Genomic DNA, 20,056 nt, shown 5'->3' on the forward strand with positions numbered 1-20,056 from the left:
GCATCGCGGGAGGAGCCGCGAGGACCGAAAAGGGGCACCAGCGGTTCTCCCCGTGCCGGGCTCGGTGGACACTTGACTGGTTTGGTCATATCTCCCAATACGGAGAAACCGGGATAAACCGGAAGAGCGGAGGTGTCATGCGAGTCGGGATCTTGGGGCCGCTGCACGTGCCCGGCACCGAGATCGGGGGCGCACGGCTACGAATCCTCCTGGTCAGGATGGCTCTCGACCCCGGACGCGTGATCACCGCCGAGCGGCTGATCGACGATCTCTGGGCGGACGACCCGCCCGCCAACCCGATGAACGCGCTGCAGTCCCTGATCTCGCGACTCCGGCGCGAGCTGCCCGGTGCGATCGTGTCCCACCCCGCCGGATACCTCCTGGACCTTCCCCGGGAGGCGGTCGACGCGTGGGCCTTCGAGCGCCTGGTCGCCGAAGGTCGTGCCGCGTCCGAGAACCCCGCCCGGACCGCGTCCCTGCTGCGCGAGGCACTGTCCCTCTGGCGTGGCGCCGCCCTGGCCGACGCCTCGGGCACGGCCTTCGCCCTCGCTCCGGCCGCCCGCCTGGAAGAGCTGCGACTGGCGGCGCTGCAGGCACGCTTCGACGCCGACCTCGCCCTGGCCGGCGAGCGGGCCGCGGATCCGGCGTCGTCCGATCTGGCCGCGGAGCTGGAGGAGGTGGCCGCGGCGCATCCCCTGCGCGAGCCGTTCCATGCCCAGCTCATGCTCGCCCTGCTGGCCGAAGGACGCCGCGCGGACGCGCTGGAGGCCTTCGAACGGATCAGACGGCGCCTCGCCGACCAGCTCGGCGTGGACCCCGGCCCCGAACTCCGCGACGCGCATCTCACCGCTCTGCGCGACGAGCATCTCACCGCTCCACGTGACGGGCGATCCCGTACGGCCGCCGCGGCCTCCCGCAACGGCGCTCCGTCACCGGACGGAAACCCGACCTCACACAACGACGTCCCGGCACCAGGCGGAAACCCGGCCCCCCGCGATGGCGTGACCTCCCCGGCCCCCGCCGGTTCCGCCCCTCCGGGCGGCTCCTTCGACGAGGCGATCCCGGCCTCCCCGGGCGGGAGCGTGGCTCCGGTTCCGGAGCGATCCCCTTCCGGTCCCCGGGGGAACCTGCCCGCGCGGCTGACGAGCTTCGTCGACAGGCAGGCCGACCTGGCCCGGCTCCGGCAGTTGCTCGCGAGCGCACGGCTGGTGACCCTCACGGGTCCCGGTGGGGCGGGCAAGACCCGGCTGGCGATCGAGGCCGCCGCGTTGCTCGACGTGCCGGACGGCGTCTGGCTGGTGGAGCTGGCTTCGCTCTCGCATCCGTCCGGTGTGGCGGCGGCCGTACACGCCGCGCTGAGCGGCGGCGGTCTCCTGGCGGACCGCGCCGGTGCCCCGTGGACCGCGGCGGGCGCCGGCGGTCAGGAGGAAGAACCGCTGGAGCGGCTGGCCGCGGCGCTTCGCGGCAGGTCTCCCGTGCTGGTGCTGGACAACTGCGAGCACGTGGTCGACGAGGCGGCGCGAGTCGCCGACCGGCTGCTGGCCGCCGTCAGCGGGCTGCGGATCCTCGCCACGAGCAGGGAGCCCCTGGACATCACCGGTGAGAACCTCCACCCGGTGCTTCCGCTCGGCCTTCCCGCCCCGCACGCCGGTGTCGAGGACGCGCTGGCCTGCCCGGCCGTGGCGCTGTTCAGCGACCGCGCGGCGGCGGCCCTGCCGGGCCTGCGCGTCGACGGCGGGACCGTGGCCGACGTGGTGCGGGTGTGCCGGGAACTCGACGGCATCCCGCTGGCGATCGAGCTGGCGGCGGCCCGGTTGCGATCCCTCACCGTCGGCCAGCTCGCCGAGATGATCGACGATCGGCTGGCGTTTCGCGGGAGCCGTACGGCACAGCCGAGGCATCGCACGCTCCGAGCGGTGATCGACTGGAGCTGGGACCTGCTGAGCGCCGACGAGCAGGCGCTGCTGCGCCGGATGTCGGTCTTCTCCGGAGGAGCGACCCTGGACGCGGTGCGGCGGGTCTGCGGGCACGGCGTGGATCTGGTCGCGTCGCTCGTCGACAAGTCCCTGGTGGTGGTCTCGCCGGAAAGGCACGAGGAGAACGTCCCATCGTGGACGGGCGCGGACGGCGGGGTCCGGTATCGGCTTCTGGAGACGTTGCGGCAGTACGCGGCCGAACGGCTGGAGGAGTCGGGCGAGGCCGATCGGGTGCGGGCGGACCACGCCCGTTATTTCCTGGAGGTGGCCGAGACGGCCGAGCCGTTGCTGCGGACCGGAGAGCAGCTACGCCTGCTCGCGATCATCGACGCCGAGCAGGGAAACCTGGACGCCGCCCTGGATCACGCGATCTCGTCGGGGGACCGTGACCTGGCGCTGCGGATGATCATGGCCATGCTGTGGCCGTGGGTGATGCGGGGACGGCGCCGCGAGGCCGGAGACTGGGCGTCGGCGGTTCTGCGGGCCGTCGGCGACGAACCGCCGCGAGACCGGGAACTCGCGCACGCGCTGTGCGTGCTGGCCGCCCCGGCGGAGCCGTACACGACGCGGGATGCCTCCGCCGTGCTGCGGCGAGCCCTGCGGACGGTGGAAGAGTCGAGCCATCCGGCGGCGCTGGGATCGTGGGCGATCGCGAACGGCTACATCGGTCAGCCCCAGGACATCTTCGAGCGGGCGCTGACCATGGCCGAGAGGTTCGGTGACCATCACGACCCGTGGACGAGCGCGACCGCCCGGCTGGGAGGCGGGATCGTCGAATTCGAGTACGGCCGCGCGGGGGCGTCCCGGGCGGAGGCACTGCTGCGGCTGGCCCTGGACGGCTACCGCCTGACCGGTGACCGGTGGGGGCTGTCGTTCGCGCTGTACTGGCTGTCGCTGGTGGCCGAGAACCGCGGCGACGCGGCGGAGGCGCTGTCCCTGCTGGAGGAGTCGGTGACGCCGGCGGCGGAGATCGGGGGCCTGGAGGCGATCCCGGGGCCGATCATGTTGCGGGTACGGCTCGGCCAGCTCCGGGCACGCGTCGGCGACTTCCCCGGTGCGCAGGCGGAGCTGGACCGGGCCGGAGCGGCAGTGCAGCGAGCCGGGGACGCGGTCGCGGCCGCCCGCGTCGCGTACGCCCGCGGGGAGCTGGCCCGGTGGCGCGGGGATCTCGAAGAAGCCGAGCTCACGCTTCACCAGGCGTTGGCGCTGCTGCGGGGGCAGGCCTTGGCTCCCCCTCAGCTGGTGTCGCTGGTGCACGTGGAGATCGCCCGGGTGCTGCGGCTGCGCGGTGAACCGGATCTCGCCCGCTCGCCGCTCCGTCACGCGTTCGAGTCGATCACCGTGAGCAGGGACGAGACCGTCCGCGCGTCGGTCCTGGAGGAGGGCGCCGAGTGGTATGCCTCGATCGGTGACCTGGAGCGGTCGGCGGTGCTGATCGGGGCGGCGCACGCGCTCCGCGGCGTCGCGGGAACCGCCTGCCCCGCCATCGGTGCCCTGATCACCCGTGCCGCGGAGGTGCTGGGCGAGGACCGCTACCAGGCGGCCCTGCGCCGGGGTGCGACCCTGTCGAGCCCCGAGGCGCTCGCCTTGGAGAAGGTCGGCTCGCCGTCGTGACCTCGTCTCGAGCCGTCCGCCCCGGTCTCTCCATTCCGAGCTGCCTCGCCCCGTTTCCTCCGCCCCGTGCCGGCCGTTTCTCGTCCCCTCCGGGCCGGCCGCCCATGGCGCCCCGTCCCAGAGGTCGTCAGCTCGCGGCCACCGTGGCGAGGTAGCCCCCGATGCCGTTCTCATCGCCGTGGTAGCCGACGTAGCCGTCGGGGCGGATGAGCACGAGCCCCTGGCCGTAGTGGTCGTGGATCTGCCCCTCGACGTCGACCAGGTCCCCCTCTTCCCCGGGACGGACCACGGTGTGCGCGCGCACCGCCGCGCCGTACGTCGTGTTGGTCTTCTCGACCAGGTCGGCGTGGGCCGTACCGAGAGCCAGGAGGGTGAAGTGGGGGCCGCGCAGGACGTCGAAGAGACGACCGCCTTCGAGGGTCGCGTCGGGAGCCCGTTCGCCTCCGCGCTCGCCGACGGCCAGCGAGCTGTCGTAGCCGAGCAGGAGCTGCTGGGTCTCCTCGTCGCGCTCAAGGGCGTCCTTGTCGCCTCGCTTGGCCTTGTTGTAGAGCTTGGTGCTGATGCCGAGCACGTCCGCCGCCACCGGCAGCCGTTCCTCCTCGTAGGTGTCGAGGAGCTGCTCGGGAGCGCCGCCGAGGACGTTCGCGAGCTTCCAGCCGAGGTTGTAGGCGTCCTGCACCCCGGTGTTGAGCCCCTGACCGCCCGCCGGGGTGTGGACGTGAGCGGCGTCCCCCGCGAGGAAGACCCGGCCCACGCGGAACCGCTCCGCCATGCGGATGTTCACCCGGTAGACCGACGCCCAGGTGAGGTCGGTGAAACGGACGTCCGTGCGCCCCGACCCCTCGTCGAAGATCTTCTGGAAGGACTCCAGGGACAGCTCGGGGGTCTCCTCGCCGGTGAACGGCGCGGTGAACTGGAAGACGTCGGTGCCAGGAAGCGGGCACAGCCCGGCGTGCAGCGTGCGGGTGGCCAGGTCGGCCCAGGTGTGCCAGTACTCCCGGTCCAGGTCAGGGGTCTTGACGTCGCCGAGGAGCATGCGCTCGGACTCGAACGTCTCGCCCTCGAAGCCGACGCCGAGGTGCTTGCGCACGAAGCCCCGCCCGCCGTCCGCACCGACGAGGTAGGCGCACCGCACCTGCTCGGTGCCGTTGAGGGTGACCGTCACGCCCTCCTCGTCCTGCTCGAACGCGGTCACCTCGGTGCCGAGTTCGACGGTGTGACCCAGCCCGGCGAGCCGGTCGCGCAGGATCAGCTCGGTGCGCCACTGCGGCTGCATGAGGAGCATCGGGTACGGCACGGCCGCCTCCGGCTCCCGGGGCTCCTGCATCCGGCCCTCCCAGACCACCTGCTGGTCGCCCCCGTAGGCACGGATGGCCGGGTAGCTCTCGCCGGTGGCGAGAAGCTCGTCGATGACGCCCAGGTCGTCGAAGACCTCCTGCGTGCGCGGCTGCAGGCCCTTACCGCGTGACCCGCCGGGGTGCTCGGAGGCCTTCTCCACGATCCTGAAGCTCACACCGCGCCTGGCCAGCTCGACGGCGAGAGTGAGCCCGGTCGGCCCCGCGCCTGCGATGATCACCTGGGTTTCGTTCATCTTTGCCTCCTCGGTGGTTACGGAGACGACTGTGTCCCACCCCGCTGCCAGATCGCCGTCAGGACGCTGTCAGGGCACTGTCCGCACCGCTTCAACCCGTTCCAGCCCGCACCTTCAACCTGTTCCAGCCCGCACCTTCAGCCCGTTCCAGCCCACACCGCGATTTCACGGCGAACCGGCTCTCGAACGGGTAACACTCAAAGGGAGGTGACGCCCATGAGCGGAGAACTCCGCGTCGCGGTCACGGGCCATCGAGACCTCACTCCGGCCACGGCGGAACTGGTGGGCTCCGCCATCAGGGAAGCACTCGCCCCGCACGCCCCGGCGATCGTGGGCGTGTCCTGCCTGGCCTCCGGCGCCGACCAGATCTTCGCCGACACGGTCCTCGATCTGGGGGGCGAGCTGGAGGCGATCGTCCCGGCCCGCCACTACCGGCCCGCCCTGCCCGCGGGCGACCGGATCGCGTTCGACCGGCTGCTGCTGCGGGCCCGGCTGGTACGGCGGCTGCCGTACGACGCCCCCACGCCCGCGACCTACAAGGCCGCCAACGACACGCTGCTCGATGACGTGGACGTGCTGTTCGCCGTGTGGGACGGGCAGCCCGCCCGAGGTCAGGGCGGCACGGCGGAGGTGGTCGGCGACGCCAGGCGGCGTTCGATCGAGGTCCGCGTGCTGTGGCCCAGCGGAGCGGCCCGCTCCGGCGACCCTTGACACCTCCAGCGAAGGGATTCATATATCAGCATGTGGAAGATTCCGACTTCCCAGCTATTTTCCAGGCGGCTGACCGCAGTGCCATCACCGGTCAGCGCAGGCTCCTGAGAAGCACCGGACTGCGGCTCATCTGCCTGGTCGCGGCGGCCGCGTTCGGGGCGTTCAGCCTGGATGCGGGCCAGGTCGACATCGCTGCGGTCATCGCGGCGGCCTCACTCGCCTTCGCCCTCGTCATCGAGGTCTACCTGCTGACCGCCCGCCCCGATCGGCAGTGGTACGAGGCGAGGGCGGTCGCCGAGTCCACCAAGACCCTGGCCTGGCGATACGTCGTCGCGGGCGAGCCTTTCGGCCACAAGGAGCACATCACCGACCACAGCGCCGACCTCCTCCTGCTCCGCAGGTTCACCACGATCGCCAGAGACCTGCGCAGTTTCGCCCCGATCCCGTTGTCGGACGGCGACTCCCAGGTGACCGAGACGATGCGCCGGTTGCGCGCGCTCCCCCTCGACGAACGCAAGCGCCAATACCTGGAGGGGCGCATCGACGACCAGCGCATCTGGTACCGGCGGAAGGCGGCCCTGAACGAGCGCCGGGCGTCGCAGTGGTCGGTGACCCTGGCGGCGCTGGAGGCGCTCGGCCTGGTGGCCGCGGTCCTGAACGGCGCCCAGGTGCTCGACCTGGACCTTCCGGGCGTGGTGGGGGCGATCGGTGCGGCGGGGATCGCCTGGATGCAGACAAGGCAGCATCAGCAGCTCGCCAGCGCCTACTCGGTCGCGGCGCTGGAGCTGGGGGACATCGTGTCCCGGGCCGAGTGGCCGTCGACGGAGGAGGAGTGGGCGCATTTCGTCGACGAGGCGGAGGAGGCGATCTCCCGCGAGCACGTGCTCTGGTGGGCCTCGCACAGTTGAGGACCCCTTGGCCCAAGAGAGCTGTAAAAATTAATGCTTTACATTATTTGTATAATGTATTGGCCGATATGTCATGCGGATGACCATAGGTAGTTATATGACTACACATTTTAGACGGCCGCCTGAGCGCCTCCAGCAACTTCCATCCCCAAGAGGCAACAGCAGCATGCTTGAAGGTCGATTCCAGGAAGTGTTAGGCCTTAGGATCAGAGCCATATAACCGTGCCCGCAAGCCCGGCAATGGACGAGCCTGAGGCACGTCATGCCTTGAAGGGGCTTGCGCTGATGAACATCGCAGACGAGAAGCAGACCGCAATCGCGTCGGAGGTCAAGGACCTCAGAAGAGTCCCCTTGGCGCAAATGCGGACAAGTGATGACAATAAGGTTGCAGGAATGCTGCGGCGCATAACTCCCGACGCACCGGACACTCGAGTGGATGTGGCGGCTTTTCAGTCCGCGATCTGACAAAAGGACAGGACGGGTATGAACAGGCCCATCCTGCCGCTCCGCCAGTTCGTTCTGAAGGTTCACAGCCGCTGTGATCTTGCATGTGATCACTGCTACGTTTACGAACACGCCGACCAGAGCTGGCGGGGCCGTCCCAAGGTGATGTCGCCGGAGACGGTGACCAGGGTCGCGGAGCGGATCGCCGAGCACGCGAGGCGACACGCGCTGAGCGACGTCCATGTCGTGCTCCACGGTGGGGAGCCGCTGCTCGCGGGGCACGACCGCCTCGCGGAGATCGCCGGGGAGCTCCGCTCGAAACTCGACGGGATCTGCGACCTCGACTTACGGATCCACACCAACGGCATCGCGCTGGACGACCGGTTCTGCGACCTGTTCACCGATCACGGCGTCACGGTCGGCGTCTCCCTCGACGGCGACCGGGCCGCCAACGACCGGCACCGCCGCTACGCCAACGGGCGCAGCAGTCACGACCGGGTGATCCGGGCGATCGAGCGGCTGCGCGCCCGGCCGCACCTGTACAGCGGGCTGCTGTGCACGATCGACGTGGCCAACGATCCGATCGACGTCTACGAGGCGCTGGTGGCGCTGGACCCGCCGCGGATCGACTTCCTCCTGCCACACGCCACCTGGGACGAACCGCCCCCGCGCCCGTCCGCGACGGCGTACGCCGACTGGCTGATCGCGATCTTCGACCGCTGGGAGGCCGACGGCCGTCCGGTCTACGTGAGGCTGTTCGACTCGATCATCAGGACCACCAGGGGCGAGACGAGCCTGACCGAGTCCATCGGGCTGGAGCCGAGCACCTTGGTCGTCATCGAGACCGACGGCTCCTACGAGCAGGTCGACTCACTGAAGATCGCTTATGAGGGCGCGCCGGAGACGGGACACGACGTCGTCCGCCACTCCCTCGACGAGGTCGCCGCCCATCCGGGGATGGTCGCGCGGCAACGGGGCCTCGACGGCCTGTCCGGCACCTGCCGGAGCTGTCCCGTGGTGACCAGCTGCGGCGGCGGCCTGTATCCCCATCGGTACCGGTCCGGATCCGGATTCCTCAACCCCAGCGTCTTCTGCGCCGACCTGCTGAAACTGATCACCCATGTCCGGGACAGGACGGAAATGACATACCACGCCTTGCCCGCCGCCTCACTCGACGCCCTCGCCGCCGGACTGGGCGGGGCGACGGAGATCGGGGAGCTGGCGGAGTCGCAGATGAGCCTGCGCCGCGCGCTGGTGGCGACCCTGGAGCCGCGGGCGGCCGACAGGGAGGCCTGGGAGCTGCTGACCGAGCTCGACGGCGAGCACATCGGCGCGCTCGACGCCGTGCTGTCCCACCCCTACGTGCGCGTGTGGGCGGTCGCGGCCCTGCGGGGCAAGGGACGTCCGGGCTATCTGGCGAACATCGCGGCCGCGGCCGCGGCCAGGGCCGGAGTCGACGCCAAACTCCAGGTCGAGGTGATCGACGGTGCCGCGCACCTGCCCACGGTCGGCACGCTCACCGGCATCCGGGCGGAGACGGCGCCCCTGATCGTGGAGGCCGGGCAGGTCCGGCCGGACGGGCGCACGACGGTGTGGCAGCCCGTACGCCGTCTCGTCTCCGGAACGTTCTCGGTGCTGCTGGAAGACCGCGACCCGTATCGCGACTGCCACCAGTGGCCCGCGTCGCCCCGGCTGACGGAGGCCGAGGCGGGGCTCTGGCAGGAGTCGTTCGACCAGGCCTGGCAGCTGATCGAGACGGACCTCCCAGCCTACGCCCCCGGGTTGCGTGCCGGGTTGACCGTCCTGATGCCGTTGACGGCCGCGGCGGCCGGCCGCGATGTCAGCTCCACCGCCCGGCACGCCTTCGGCGCCGTGGCGGCGGCCCTTCCGGCCGACCCCGCGACGCTCGCGTTGCTGATCGTCCACGAGTTCCAGCACGTGAAGCTCGGAGCCCTGCTGGACATGCTCGACCTCTACGACGAAACCGACAAGAGGCTCTTCTACGCGCCATGGCGGGATGACCCTCGGCCGCTGGAGGGCCTCCTGCAGGGAACCTACGCGCATCTCGCGGTGACGGACTTCTGGCGCGTACGGCGGCGCGACGTTCCCGATCCGGCGCACGAGCAGTTCGCCAGGTGGCGTGTCCAGACCGCGCAAGCCATAGAGACGCTGGCCACGTCCGGGGCGCTGACCCCGATCGGCGAGCGGTTCGTGGCCCGCATGGGTGAGTCGGTCGCCCCGTGGCTCGCGGAGGAGGTGCCGCAGGACGCCCTCGACGCGGCCGCCCGATCCGCCCGCGCTCACCATACGGCCTGGATCCGCTCGGCGGCAGGCGTCTGACCGTGACCGTGACCGCCGGAGCACTCACCGACGGCCTCAGGGCCCTGGGCGTCGGCCAGGGCCAGAACCTGCTGGTTCACGCGTCCCTCAGCGAGATCGGCCCCGTCCGCGGTGGCGCGGCGGCGGTCGTCGCCGCGTTGCGCGGTCTCCTCGGCCCTGAGGGAACTCTGGTGGCTCCCACCGGGACCGCGGACAACTCCGACACCTCTCCCCTCCACCTGCGCGCGATCACGGGCATGAGCGAGGCGGAGATAGCCGCCTTCCGTGCCGCCATGCCCGCCTTCGACCCGGCGACGACCCCCTCGACGGGCATGGGCAAGATCGCCGAGTGTGTGCGAACCTCGCCGGGCGCCGTCCGCAGTTCCCACCCCCAGACGTCCTTCGCCGCTCTCGGGCCGCTTGCGGACAAGCTGATGAACGACCACGCGTTCGACTGCCATCTCGGCGAGTTCTCGCCCCTCGCCCGGCTCTACGAGGTGGGCGGCGTCATCCTGCTGCTCGGTGTCGGCTACGACCGCTGCACCGCGTTCCACCTCGCCGAGTATCGCTACACGGAAAAGCCACCGACCCGGACCTACCGGTGCGTCGTGGATTTCGGCGACGGCCCGAAATGGTGGCAATACGAGGACGTGGTCCTGGACGACCGGGATATGGCACTACTCGGAGCTGATTTCGAGAAGACCGGAACAGTACGGCACGGCCGGGTCGGCAAGGCCCGTGCCCGGCTGTTTCCCATGGCTGCGGCCGTGGATTTCGCGATGGGGTGGTTCGCCCGGCACCGGAAACCATCCAAAATATCTTCTTAAGCACTCCCTTCCCTTAACCAGGGTTCATATAGTGAATGCATCTGGGAGAAGGGAGGCGGATGACCCAGCGCTCCACCGGCGGCTCCATCGGCCAAGTTCCCTATTTCTTCCTCAGTTACGCGCATATCCCTCCGTACGACTCAAGCAAGAAGAACAACCCCAACAAATGGGTCACCAAGCTCTTTGGTGATCTATGTGACCACATCATCAACATGACGAACCTGACACACGGGTCACAAGCGGGTTTCATGGACACCGAGCTCAGATCAGGTCAGCACTGGCCGGACCGGCTGGCAGAGGCGCTGTCCACGTGCCGGGTGTTCGTTCCTCTGTATTCACCTCGCTTCTTCGAAAGCGAGCACTGCGGCAAGGAGTGGGCCGCCTTCCTGCAACGAGTGAACAACCACGCCGGTCCCAACGGCCAGCTCCCCGAGGCGATCGTCCCCGCGCTGTGGACGCCGATCCCTCCCGACCAGCTCCCCGAGGTGGCCCGGTCCATCCAGTTCACCCACGACGAGCTCGGCCCCCGCTATCGCGAGGAGGGCTTCTACGGGCTCGCCAAGGTCAGCGTCCGGCGGCCGCATTACCAGCTGGCCACGCTGGAGCTCGCCAAGCGGATCGTCCAGGCCGCCAAGAGCACGCGGATAGCACCCGTGGACCCCCCGCCGTACGCCGACCTGAGGAGCGTCTTCGACGACTACGCCGCCGAGCGGACGCTCAAGCTGACGGTGGTCGCACCCGACCTGACCCATCTGCCGCAGGAGCGGAACCCGTACTACTACGGACTGACCCCCCAGGAGTGGAACCCCTACCGGGGAGAGCACAACACCCGCCCCCTGGCCGCCTACGCGGCGGAGCTGGCGTCGGCCCACGGTTTCCTCGCGGAAGTGGGCTCGCTCGACGACCACGCCAATGACCTGGCCGGACCCGTGGAGCCCGAGCACCCCTCCCTGATGCTGGTCGACCCCTGGGCCACCACCAGGCCCGAGTGCAAGGAGATGCTGCGCGGATTCGACCAGCTGGACCGGCCGCAGGTCAGCGTGATCGTTCCGTGGAACAACGACGACGAGCAGACGGGGCGCGACGAGCCGCGGCTGCGCGACTGCCTCGACGACGCGCTGCACAACAGGCTCAGCGAAGCCTCCACCGCGAACGTCGGCTCGCTCGACGCCTTCCGGCGCGCCTTACCCGATGTGCTCGGCCGGGCGGCTAACAACTTCTTCAAGACGGCCCCGACATACCCACCGGCGGGCCCCCCGACCAAAAAACCAAGGTTGCTGAAAACGGAGGAGCCCGATGGCTGAGGACCAGGAGGTAGGCCAGGTCATCACTTTCTACTCCTACAAGGGTGGAACCGGCCGCACCATGGCGCTGGCCAACACCGCCTGGGTGCTCGCGAACAACGGCTTACGCGTGCTCGTCGTGGACTGGGACCTCGAATCTCCCGGACTGCACAAGTTCTTCCACCCCTTCCTGGACGGCAGCGCGATCAGCGCCACCCCGGGCGTGATCGACATCATCAGCAACTACATGTGGGCCGCCATCAGGCCGCAGCAGCGCGCCACGGACTGGCACCTGGAATACGCGCAGGTGATGCCGCACGCCGTCTCGCTGGAATGGGAGTTCCCCGGCCGCGGGACGCTGGACTTCGTCTCGGCGGGGCAGCAGAACCGCGACTACTCCTCGCTCGTGTCCACCTTCGACTGGGACAACTTCTACGAGCGGCTGGGCGGCGGCCGGTTCTTCGACGCGCTGCGCGCCGATATGAAGAACAACTACGACTACACCCTGATCGACAGCCGGACCGGTCTGAGCGACATCGCCGACGTCTGCACGATCCAGATGCCGGACATCCTCGTCGACTGCTTCACGATGAGCGACCAGAGCATCGAGGGCGCCTCCAAAGTCGCCCGATACATCGACGAGCGCTACCGCGAGCGCAACATCAGGATCCTGCCCGTCCCCATGCGCATCGACGACGGCGAGAAAGAGAAGCTGGACGCGGGCCGCCTGCTGGCCCGCAACAGGTTCAGCGGCTTCCCGAAGCACATGACCCCCGATGAGCTGAACCACTACTGGGGTTCGGTGGAGATCCCCTACAAGCGCTTCTACGCCTTCGAGGAGACCCTGGCGACGTTCGGTGACAGCCCGGGTTCCCCCGTGTCGCTGCTCGCCGCCTACGAGCGGCTGACCGGCGCCATCACCGAGGGAAAGGTGACCTCGTTCCCGGCGATCGAAGAGAGCCTGCGGGTCCGGTGGCTGGAGGCCTTCACCAGGCGCCAGCCCGTCCAGCACTCCGACATCCTGCTCAGCTACACGGCCGAGGACCGCATGTGGGCCGACTGGATCGGCGCCGTCCTGGAGCGCGCGGGATGCCGGGTCGTGCCGCAGGCCGTCGGCGGCGGTGCCACCCCCGACCCGGCCGTGGACGTTCCCGGCCGGGCGCTGGTCGTGCTGTCCCCCGCCTACGTGCGGGCGCACGGGGCGGCGGAGCTGTGGGAGCAGTTCTCCGCCCCCGACCTCGCGGGCAACAGCCGCCCGCTCACCTCGGTCCGCGTGGCCGACCTCCGCCTGCCCATGCCGTTCAACGACCGGATCCCCGTCGACCTCGTACGGCTCAACGCGCACCAGGCGACAGAGGCGGTCCTGCGGGCGGTCGGCAAGGAGAACCAGGGCTCCGACTACTCGGCGGACTCGCCCCTCGGGGCGCGCTTCCCGGGAACCGTCCCGCCCGTATGGAACGTGCTCACCCGCAACGCGGCGTTCACCGGGCGCAACGCCGCCCTGGAGAAGCTGCGCGACCAGCTCGTCGGCGGCAGCCAGGCCGTCGTCCTGCCGCAGGCGCTGTACGGCCTGGGCGGTGTCGGCAAGACCCAGGTGGCGCTGGAGTACGCCCACCGCTTCATGGCCGACTACGACCTGGTGTGGTGGATCTCCGCCGAGCAGCCCGAGCTGATCAACCCGTCCCTGGACGAGCTGGCCGGGCGCCTGGGCATCCGGGTGGGCGACAGCGTCGTCGAGAGCGCGGAGGCCGCCCGCGAGGCCCTGCGCCGCGGGGAGCCGTACTCCCGCTGGCTTCTGATCTTCGACAACGCCGGCGACCCCGAGGAGCTGCGCGGCTACTTCCCCGGCGGACCGGGTCACGTCCTGGTCACCTCCCGCAACCAGTCGTGGTCGAGCGTCGCCGCCCCGCTTGAGGTCGACGTGTTCAGCCGCGAGGAGAGCGTGGAGCACCTCCTCCGGAGGGTCCCCCAGCTGGACCCCGACGACGCCCTGCAGGTGGCCGAGGCGCTGGGATACCTGCCGCTGGCCGTCGAGCAGGCGGCGGCCTGGCTGGGGGTCTCGGGCATGTCGGCCGCGGAGTACGTCTCGCAGCTGCAGACCCAGGCCGCCCAGATCCTCGCCACCAACCAGCCGGCGGGCTACCCGCACCCGGTGGCCGCGACGTGGAACGTCTCCCTCAACGAGCTGCGCGAGCGCTCCCCCGCCGCGGTGCGCATGCTCCAGCTGTGCGCGTTCTTCTCTCCCGACCCGATCTCCCAGTCACTGCTCTACAGCGACGAGATGATGCGCTCGCTCCTGCCGTACGACAGCGCGCTGCGCGGCGAGAAGCTCGTCCTGGGCCGGGTCATCCGCGAGATCAGCAGGTTCGCGCTGGCGAAGATCGACCCTGGCAGCAACACCATCCAGGTCCACCGCCTCGTCCAGGCCGTCATCAAGGGGCAGATGACCCGCGAGGAGGTCGACTCCACCTCGCACGAGGTCCATCACATCCTGGTGGGGGCCCGCCCGCGGCAGGGAGAGGTCGACGACCCTGAGAACTGGCCCTACTACGACCTCATCTGGCCGCACCTGCTCCCGTCGGACGCGGAGAACTGCGTGGAGGAGGAGACCCGCCAGCTGCTCACGGAGCGGGTCCGCTACCTGTGGAAGCGCGGCGAGTTCGACAACGCCCTCCAGCTCGGCCAGCGGCTCGCCGACTACTGGGAGGAGACGTTCGGCCAGAACGAGCGGCAGCGCCTGCACATGCTCTTCAACATCGCCAACGTGCTGCGCTCCCAGGGCAGTTACAAGGAGGCCCGTGACCTCGACGAGTGGGTCTGGAGCCAGCAGGGCGCGATGCTGGGCGACAGCCACCCCCACACGCTCATGACGACCGGAGGGCTCGCCGCCGACCTGCGGGCGCTCGGCGAGTTCGAGCGCGCCCTGGAGATGGACAGGGAGACCTACGAGCGGTGGAAGGAGCTCTACGGCGAGGACCACCCTCGGGCCCTGAACTCGGCGAACAACCTGGCGGTCTCCTACCGGCTGATCGGTGACTGCTTCAGCGCCAAGGATCTCGACCAGGACACGCTCAACCGGATGAGCTCGGTGCTCGGCATAGCCCACCCCTACACGCTGGGCTCGGCCCAGAACCTGGCGAGGGACATGCGCGAGGCGGGAGAGTACGCCCTGTCCGTGGACCTGCTGCGCCAGACGCTGCAGCGCTATCGGGAGGTGCTCTCCGACGACTACATCGACACGCTGCGGGCGTCGAAGAGCCTGGCGGTGTCGTTGCGCAAGGCGGGCGAGCAGCAGGAGGCCATGGCCATCGCACAGGAGACCTACGAGCGCTACCGGCAGCTCTACCCGACCTCGCCGGAGACGCACGCGGCCGCGCTGGAACTCGCCTGCTGCATGTCGGCGCTGGACAACAAGGAGGGCGCCCGTGAGCTGGCACGATCCACCATGGTCGACTACCAGAACCTGGTGGGCCGCGAGCACCCCTACACCCTGGTGGCGGCCAACAACCTGACGACCTACCTGCGGGGGATGGGCGCGCGCGAGGACGCTCTCGCGCTGGGCGAGAAAACGCTGTCGGCGCTGCGCGACCGTCTCGGTGATAACCACCCGTTCACGCTGTCGTGCAGCGTGAACGTGGCCAACTGCGCCGGTGACCTCGGCGACCTGGAGCGGGCGGAGGACCTCGGCAGGAAGGCTCTGGACGGGCTGAAGCGCACTCTCCGCGCCAGGCACCCCGACACCCTCGTCTGCCAGGCCAACCTCGCGATCACCCTCAAGGCCGCGGGCAGGATGGAGGAGGCGGAGGAGATCCGGGAGCCGACGCTGAACACCATGATCGATCTCCTCGGCGAGAAGCACCCGAACGTGAGGGCCCTGCGCGTCTGGCGGCGCATCAACCGCGACCTGGAACCCCAGCCGACCTGATCACTCTCGGATCAGCCAGAGAAGCACCTTGGGAAGCACGTCGATCGCACCGAAGTGGGCCACACCCCGCTGGATCTTCACCATGGCTCCGGGAATCCGCTGCCCGAGCCAGCGGGCGTGGCCCACGGGGGAGAACACGTCGTTCTCACCGTGCCAGAGCAGCGTGGGGACGCTGATGGCGGCCGGGTCGAAGCCCCAGGCGGAGGTGAAGGCCAGCACGTCGTCAACCCAGCCGTCGGCGGAGTCGCGCAGGCCCTCCGCGAAGTTGCGCACCAGCATCACCCGGATCCCGTGGTCGGAGACGACGCGCCGGTCCGACTCGGGCACCTGGTCATACAGGCCCAGCACTTTGCTGTGAGGGTCGGCGCGAATCTCCTCCGCGGCCGATGTCAGCCGGGCGGTCACGGCCCGGCGTCCCGCCCGCGCGACGGTGTATTCCACCACGTTGGACTCGATCATCCCGTCGAACCAGTCGAGCCCCTCGGCCCCCCGCGGCGCGAGGCCGACGAGTGCCGCCACCCGGGTCGTCCTGTCCGACAGGAGCGCGGCGCAGGCGAGCGCGTGCGGCGCGCCGCCCGAACGGCCGACGACAGCGAACCTGTCGATGCCGAGCGCGTCCGCGATGGCCTTCACATCGGTGGCCACGTCCGCCACCGCTCTGCCGGGCATCCGGTCGGAGTTCCCGTAACCTGGGCGATCGAAGCTGATCAGCCGGATTCCCAGCCGGTAGAGCACGGAGGCGCGGGGCGAGGGACCGAACCTGCTGCCGGGGGTGCCATGCAGCAGGAACACCGGATTGCCCTCTGGTTCTCCCCGCTCCTCGACCGCCAATCTTCTGCCATCAGCCGTGACCACGACTTGGGTCAATGCACCCTCCCCGCAAAAACCACTAGTTCAGTTTTTCCCTGTATTTGAGCCGTGTGTCCATATCAATTTCGCAACGCTGATGGAACTCCAGGTCGGGAGCGTTGCCACCGATATCGCCGAATCGCCACATGTCAGTTAACCACGCGAGGGTTCACCTCCCATTCACCGCACCAAATCAAATGCCCGCCGTACAGGGGAAAGCGATGAGCTCGGGACACCCGTGACAGCCGAAGACGACGTCGACGTGCGTCCGGCGGACAAGGGGCTTCCTCGATTATTCAAGCCCGTTCCAGCGAATCGGGCGCCGGACCAAGACCTCGCCAAGATCGGCAATGGTTGGACATCGCGTTCCCGCCGCTGGGTACGGCTGCCGCTGATGACGACGGATGCCCGATTTCATGTCCCTGATGAGGCTTGGCGGGTATCTCGGGGGGTTCTCAGTGAGCAGAGCGGTGGTTCACCGGATGGTGGGCGGCGTGGCGTTCGTGGCGACACTGCTCGGGATGACGGCCTGCGGAACCATCGGACAGGAAGGCCGTGGCGGCGCGGTTTCCCCCGGCGCTCCGGACGGCGTCGTCGCCAAAGGCTTCAAGATCGGGCTTCTGCTGCCGGAGAGGAAGGCCGCGCGCTACGAGAAGTTCGACCGCCCCTACATCACGCGGGACATCGCCGCGCTCTGCCCCAAGTGCGAGGTCGTCTACGGCAACGCCGACCAGGACGTCACCCGGCAGCAGCGCCAGCTCGACTCGATGCTCGCCGACGGCGTCAAGGTGATCATCCTGGACGCGGTGGACTCCAAGGCGATCGCACCGTCGGTGGTCAAGGCCACGGAGCAGGGCGTGAAGGTGGTCGCCTATGACCGCCTGGCCACCGGCCCGGTCGACGCGTACACCTCCTTCGACAACATCCAGGTCGGCAAGATGCAGGGGGAGGCCCTGCTCGACGCGCTCAAGGAGGGGGGCGAGCCCGGCAGGGGGCCGATCGTGATGATCAACGGCTCGCCGGCCGATCCGAACGCGGGCGAGTACAAAAAGGGCGCCCACTCGGTTCTCGACGGCCAGGTGATCATCGGCAGGGAGTACGACATCCCGGACTGGAGCCCCCAGCGGGCCGACGTCGCGGCGACCGGGGCGTTCGACGCACTCGGCCCGGCCAAGGTCATCGGGGTTTACTCGGCCAACGACGCCCTGGCCGGCGGCATCGCCCGCGCGATGCAGGCCACCGGGGTCAAGAAGGGGACGCCGCTGACCGGCCAGGACGCCGAGCTCGCGGCCATCCAGCGCATCCTGGTGGGCACCCAGACGGTGACCATCTACAAGCCGATCAAACCCGAGGCCGGGAACGCCGCCCAGATGGCCGTCAGCCTCGGCGCGGGCAGGGCGGTGACGAGCACCGCGACCGTGAACAACGGGACCTCGCCCTCGATCCCCGCCCAGATCATCCAGCCCGTCGTGGTCACCAAGGACAACGTCAAGGACACCGTGGTCAGAGACGGTTTCTGGACGGTTCAGGAGATCTGCACGGCGGAGGTCCGGGCCGCCTGCGAGGCCGTCGGGCTTTCCTGAGAGGACCGGTCAGGGGGCGGGGTCAGCCCGCGAAGGTGGCCCTGTTGATCACCAGTGCGGCGGCCGCGTGCATGCGCCTGGCCTCGGCGCGGACGACGGCCTGGCCCGCGTCGGTGATCCGGAAGTAGCGCCGGTTCCGGCCGTTGACGATCTCTTCCCTGTCCACGGTGATGACCCCGCGCTCGCTGAGCCTCTCAAGGATGCCGTAGAGGGTGCCGACGGACGGCCGCACCCGCCCTTCCGACAGTTCCCCGACCCCCTTGAGGATGGCGTGCCCGTGCATCGGGCCGTCGAGCAGGGTGGCGAGCACGAAGTACATCGGCTCGCTGACCTCTGAAGTTCCCCTGGGCATGACGCCGATTATACTCCGTTCCACGTAGCATTGTGAAGGGAGAGTCAATCATCTCACCAGGTGGTACGGCTTCACGAGGCCGGACATCACGGCCACGACTCCCCGGAACCGGGAGGAGGGGGCGGGAGCAGAGCGGGCCGGACGGCTCAAGCGGTTCAAGCGGTTCAAGCGGTTCAAGCGAACCGGGTGGACCAAGCGGGCCGAGCGGCTCAAACACCTCAAGCGGCTCAAGCGGCTCAAGCGGCTCAAATGGTGAAATACACGCGGATCGTGGTGCCGTCCTCGACGGTGTGGACACGGACGAGGTCGCTGAGGAGGTTGGTCACGAGGAGACCTCGCGAGCCCCGCTGGCGGGGATCCGCCGGGCGGCGTCCGGCGAGGGGGTCGGTGATGTGCCCTGCGTCGCTGATGTCCATGACCACCTGGTCGCCTTCGGGCCAGACGCGCAGGACCTCCGATCCGCCGCCGTAGTCGAGGCTGTTGGCGGCCAGCTCGCTGGCGATCAGCCGCAGGTCCTGGAGGCGTTCGCCGGAGAGCCCGATGCGCGAGGCGTGCTCGACGGCGAAATCACGCACCTGCGGCAGCTGATCTCCGCCGAAGGCGAGCGTGACGGCGTTCGGCGGGTCGGGCAGGGGCCGGTTGTACTCCTGGATGATGTATTCGGGCGCGTAGTCGTCGCTGAAACGCAGGCCGGAGCCGTCCATGAGGTGAGGGTGGGTCAGCTCGGCGTCCCTGATGACGGCGGGGTCCAGCCCGTCGAGATCGTAGGGGCACAGGATGGTGACGTTACGGCCCTCGAACGCGAAGTTGATCAGCGCTTCGTGCTGGACGCACGCCGGATATTCCACCGCCGACCGTTCGGGCCAGATCGGCTCGCCGATGATGCGCACCCTGCGATCGGAGTGAAGATCGGCGAAGGCGCGCAGCACTGCGGGAATGATCCGCCCCGGATTGCGACCGGCCTCGGCCATGTCGATGAGGTGCACTTCGGAGGCCGCCTCGCCGAGCTCGGCCCGCAGCAGCTTCAGGTTCTGTCCCGGCACGGCCACCGCGACGGGCTCGCCCGCCGCCAGGCCTCCGCGGACGAACGGCATGGTGGCCTGAAGGTACTGCCGAACCCCCCGGTAGAACAGCGCAGGATGGACGAATGGATCCACCGGGGCGGTGGTCGTGCTCATCACGTCTCCACTTCGATCGGAGAAGGCTCTGATCCGATCAAGGTAAGTACGAATCTCAGGCAGTAGGGCGCACGGTGCAGGAACACCTTCTTCCCGTGGGGGAGGCCTCGCGCGACCTCCGTCAGCAACCATGCCCCTCGGACGTCGATGAACGTGAGCTCGGACAGGTCGAGATGCATATCCCCGCCGCCGATGACCAGACCGCCCAGCGCCTCTTCCCAGGCTTTCCTGGTCGTGCGGTCGACCTCGCCGCTCACTCTCAGACCGGCGGGCGCCGTGAGCGGGTCGATCCGGAGATAGGAGCGGGTGCCGAACATGGCGGGGTCACACTTGGCAGGCGGAGGCGGTCTGCATGATCGCGCCTCTGGTCGGATCGACACGATGACCACATCCTGAATGCGACGGTGGACACCTTCAACGTACCCGCTGACGACTTTCAGGGCGAAGAAGGTGGTTTAGGAAACTAACACAAATGGCCTTATGGCTCTCTCCGTCG

General features: G+C 69.2%; 14 protein-coding genes. 9 read left to right on the forward strand and 5 right to left on the reverse strand.

Annotation, left to right across the window (positions count from 1 at the left end; translation table 11 throughout):
* The first annotated feature begins 137 nt into the window (after positions 1–137).
* Entirely contained in the window at positions 138–3,590 is a 3,453-nt protein-coding gene (locus ACFY2X_RS17740) for a BTAD domain-containing putative transcriptional regulator (RefSeq protein ID WP_389939338.1), read from the forward strand.
* A 127-nt stretch (positions 3,591–3,717) separates the two neighbouring features.
* Here ACFY2X_RS17740 and ACFY2X_RS17745 read toward each other — a convergent pair whose 3' ends face one another.
* Complete coding sequence (locus ACFY2X_RS17745) at positions 3,718–5,181, reverse strand: FAD-dependent oxidoreductase (protein ID WP_389939340.1); 1,464 nt, start codon at positions 5,179–5,181, stop codon at positions 3,718–3,720.
* Positions 5,182–5,397: 216 nt separating this feature from the next.
* Between ACFY2X_RS17745 and ACFY2X_RS17750 the strand changes: the two genes are divergently transcribed.
* From ACFY2X_RS17750 to fxsT, 7 genes are all read left to right on the forward strand, one after another.
* Positions 5,398–5,892 carry a hypothetical protein gene (locus tag ACFY2X_RS17750; RefSeq protein ID WP_389939342.1) on the forward strand — a complete coding sequence of 165 codons (495 nt, stop codon included), beginning with the start codon at positions 5,398–5,400 and terminating at the stop codon, positions 5,890–5,892.
* Between the two features lie 32 nt (positions 5,893–5,924).
* Positions 5,925–6,800 carry a DUF4231 domain-containing protein gene (locus ACFY2X_RS17755; protein ID WP_389939344.1) on the forward strand — a complete coding sequence of 292 codons (876 nt, stop codon included), beginning with the start codon at positions 5,925–5,927 and terminating at the stop codon, positions 6,798–6,800.
* A gap of 285 nt (positions 6,801–7,085) precedes the next feature.
* Positions 7,086–7,265: an FxSxx-COOH cyclophane-containing RiPP peptide gene (gene fxsA, locus ACFY2X_RS17760; protein ID WP_389939734.1), complete on the forward strand. Its 180-nt coding sequence runs from the start codon at positions 7,086–7,088 to the stop codon at positions 7,263–7,265.
* A gap of 18 nt (positions 7,266–7,283) precedes the next feature.
* Positions 7,284–9,584: an FxsB family cyclophane-forming radical SAM/SPASM peptide maturase gene (locus ACFY2X_RS17765; protein WP_389939346.1), complete on the forward strand. Its 2,301-nt coding sequence runs from the start codon at positions 7,284–7,286 to the stop codon at positions 9,582–9,584.
* Between the two features lie 2 nt (positions 9,585–9,586).
* On the forward strand, positions 9,587–10,390 hold the full coding sequence (locus ACFY2X_RS17770) for an aminoglycoside N(3)-acetyltransferase (RefSeq protein ID WP_389939348.1): 804 nt from the start codon (positions 9,587–9,589) through the stop codon (positions 10,388–10,390).
* Positions 10,391–10,449: 59 nt separating this feature from the next.
* Positions 10,450–11,694, forward strand: coding sequence for a TIR-like protein FxsC (locus tag ACFY2X_RS17775; protein ID WP_389939350.1), 1,245 nt, complete (start codon positions 10,450–10,452; stop codon positions 11,692–11,694).
* Positions 11,687–15,598 (forward strand): FxSxx-COOH system tetratricopeptide repeat protein, encoded by a 3,912-nt coding sequence (gene fxsT / locus ACFY2X_RS17780; protein ID WP_389939352.1) that lies wholly within the window; start codon positions 11,687–11,689, stop codon positions 15,596–15,598. The genes ACFY2X_RS17775 and fxsT overlap by 8 nt, the downstream gene beginning before the upstream one ends.
* Here fxsT and ACFY2X_RS17785 read toward each other — a convergent pair whose 3' ends face one another.
* Positions 15,599–16,465 (reverse strand): alpha/beta fold hydrolase, encoded by an 867-nt coding sequence (locus tag ACFY2X_RS17785; protein WP_389939354.1) that lies wholly within the window; start codon positions 16,463–16,465, stop codon positions 15,599–15,601.
* Positions 16,466–16,905: 440 nt separating this feature from the next.
* Here ACFY2X_RS17785 and ACFY2X_RS17790 point away from each other — a divergent pair, with 440 nt between their 5' ends.
* Positions 16,906–18,030, forward strand: a complete 1,125-nt coding sequence (locus ACFY2X_RS17790; RefSeq protein WP_389939356.1) for a sugar ABC transporter substrate-binding protein — start codon at positions 16,906–16,908, stop codon at positions 18,028–18,030.
* Positions 18,031–18,052: 22 nt separating this feature from the next.
* Here ACFY2X_RS17790 and ACFY2X_RS17795 read toward each other — a convergent pair whose 3' ends face one another.
* The 3 genes from ACFY2X_RS17795 to ACFY2X_RS17805 form a co-directional block, all read right to left on the reverse strand.
* Positions 18,053–18,382 carry a PadR family transcriptional regulator gene (locus ACFY2X_RS17795; RefSeq protein WP_389939358.1) on the reverse strand — a complete coding sequence of 110 codons (330 nt, stop codon included), beginning with the start codon at positions 18,380–18,382 and terminating at the stop codon, positions 18,053–18,055.
* A 245-nt stretch (positions 18,383–18,627) separates the two neighbouring features.
* Positions 18,628–19,560 carry an anti-sigma factor RsbA family regulatory protein gene (locus tag ACFY2X_RS17800; RefSeq protein WP_389939360.1) on the reverse strand — a complete coding sequence of 311 codons (933 nt, stop codon included), beginning with the start codon at positions 19,558–19,560 and terminating at the stop codon, positions 18,628–18,630.
* Complete coding sequence (locus ACFY2X_RS17805) at positions 19,560–19,877, reverse strand: STAS domain-containing protein (RefSeq protein ID WP_389939362.1); 318 nt, start codon at positions 19,875–19,877, stop codon at positions 19,560–19,562. The genes ACFY2X_RS17800 and ACFY2X_RS17805 overlap by 1 nt, the downstream gene beginning before the upstream one ends.
* Positions 19,878–20,056 lie beyond the last annotated feature (179 nt).

Origin of the sequence: Streptosporangium sp. NPDC000396 (assembly GCF_042898655.1) — a bacterium.
In the GTDB taxonomy this organism is placed as follows: Bacteria; Actinomycetota; Actinomycetes; order Streptosporangiales; family Streptosporangiaceae; genus Streptosporangium.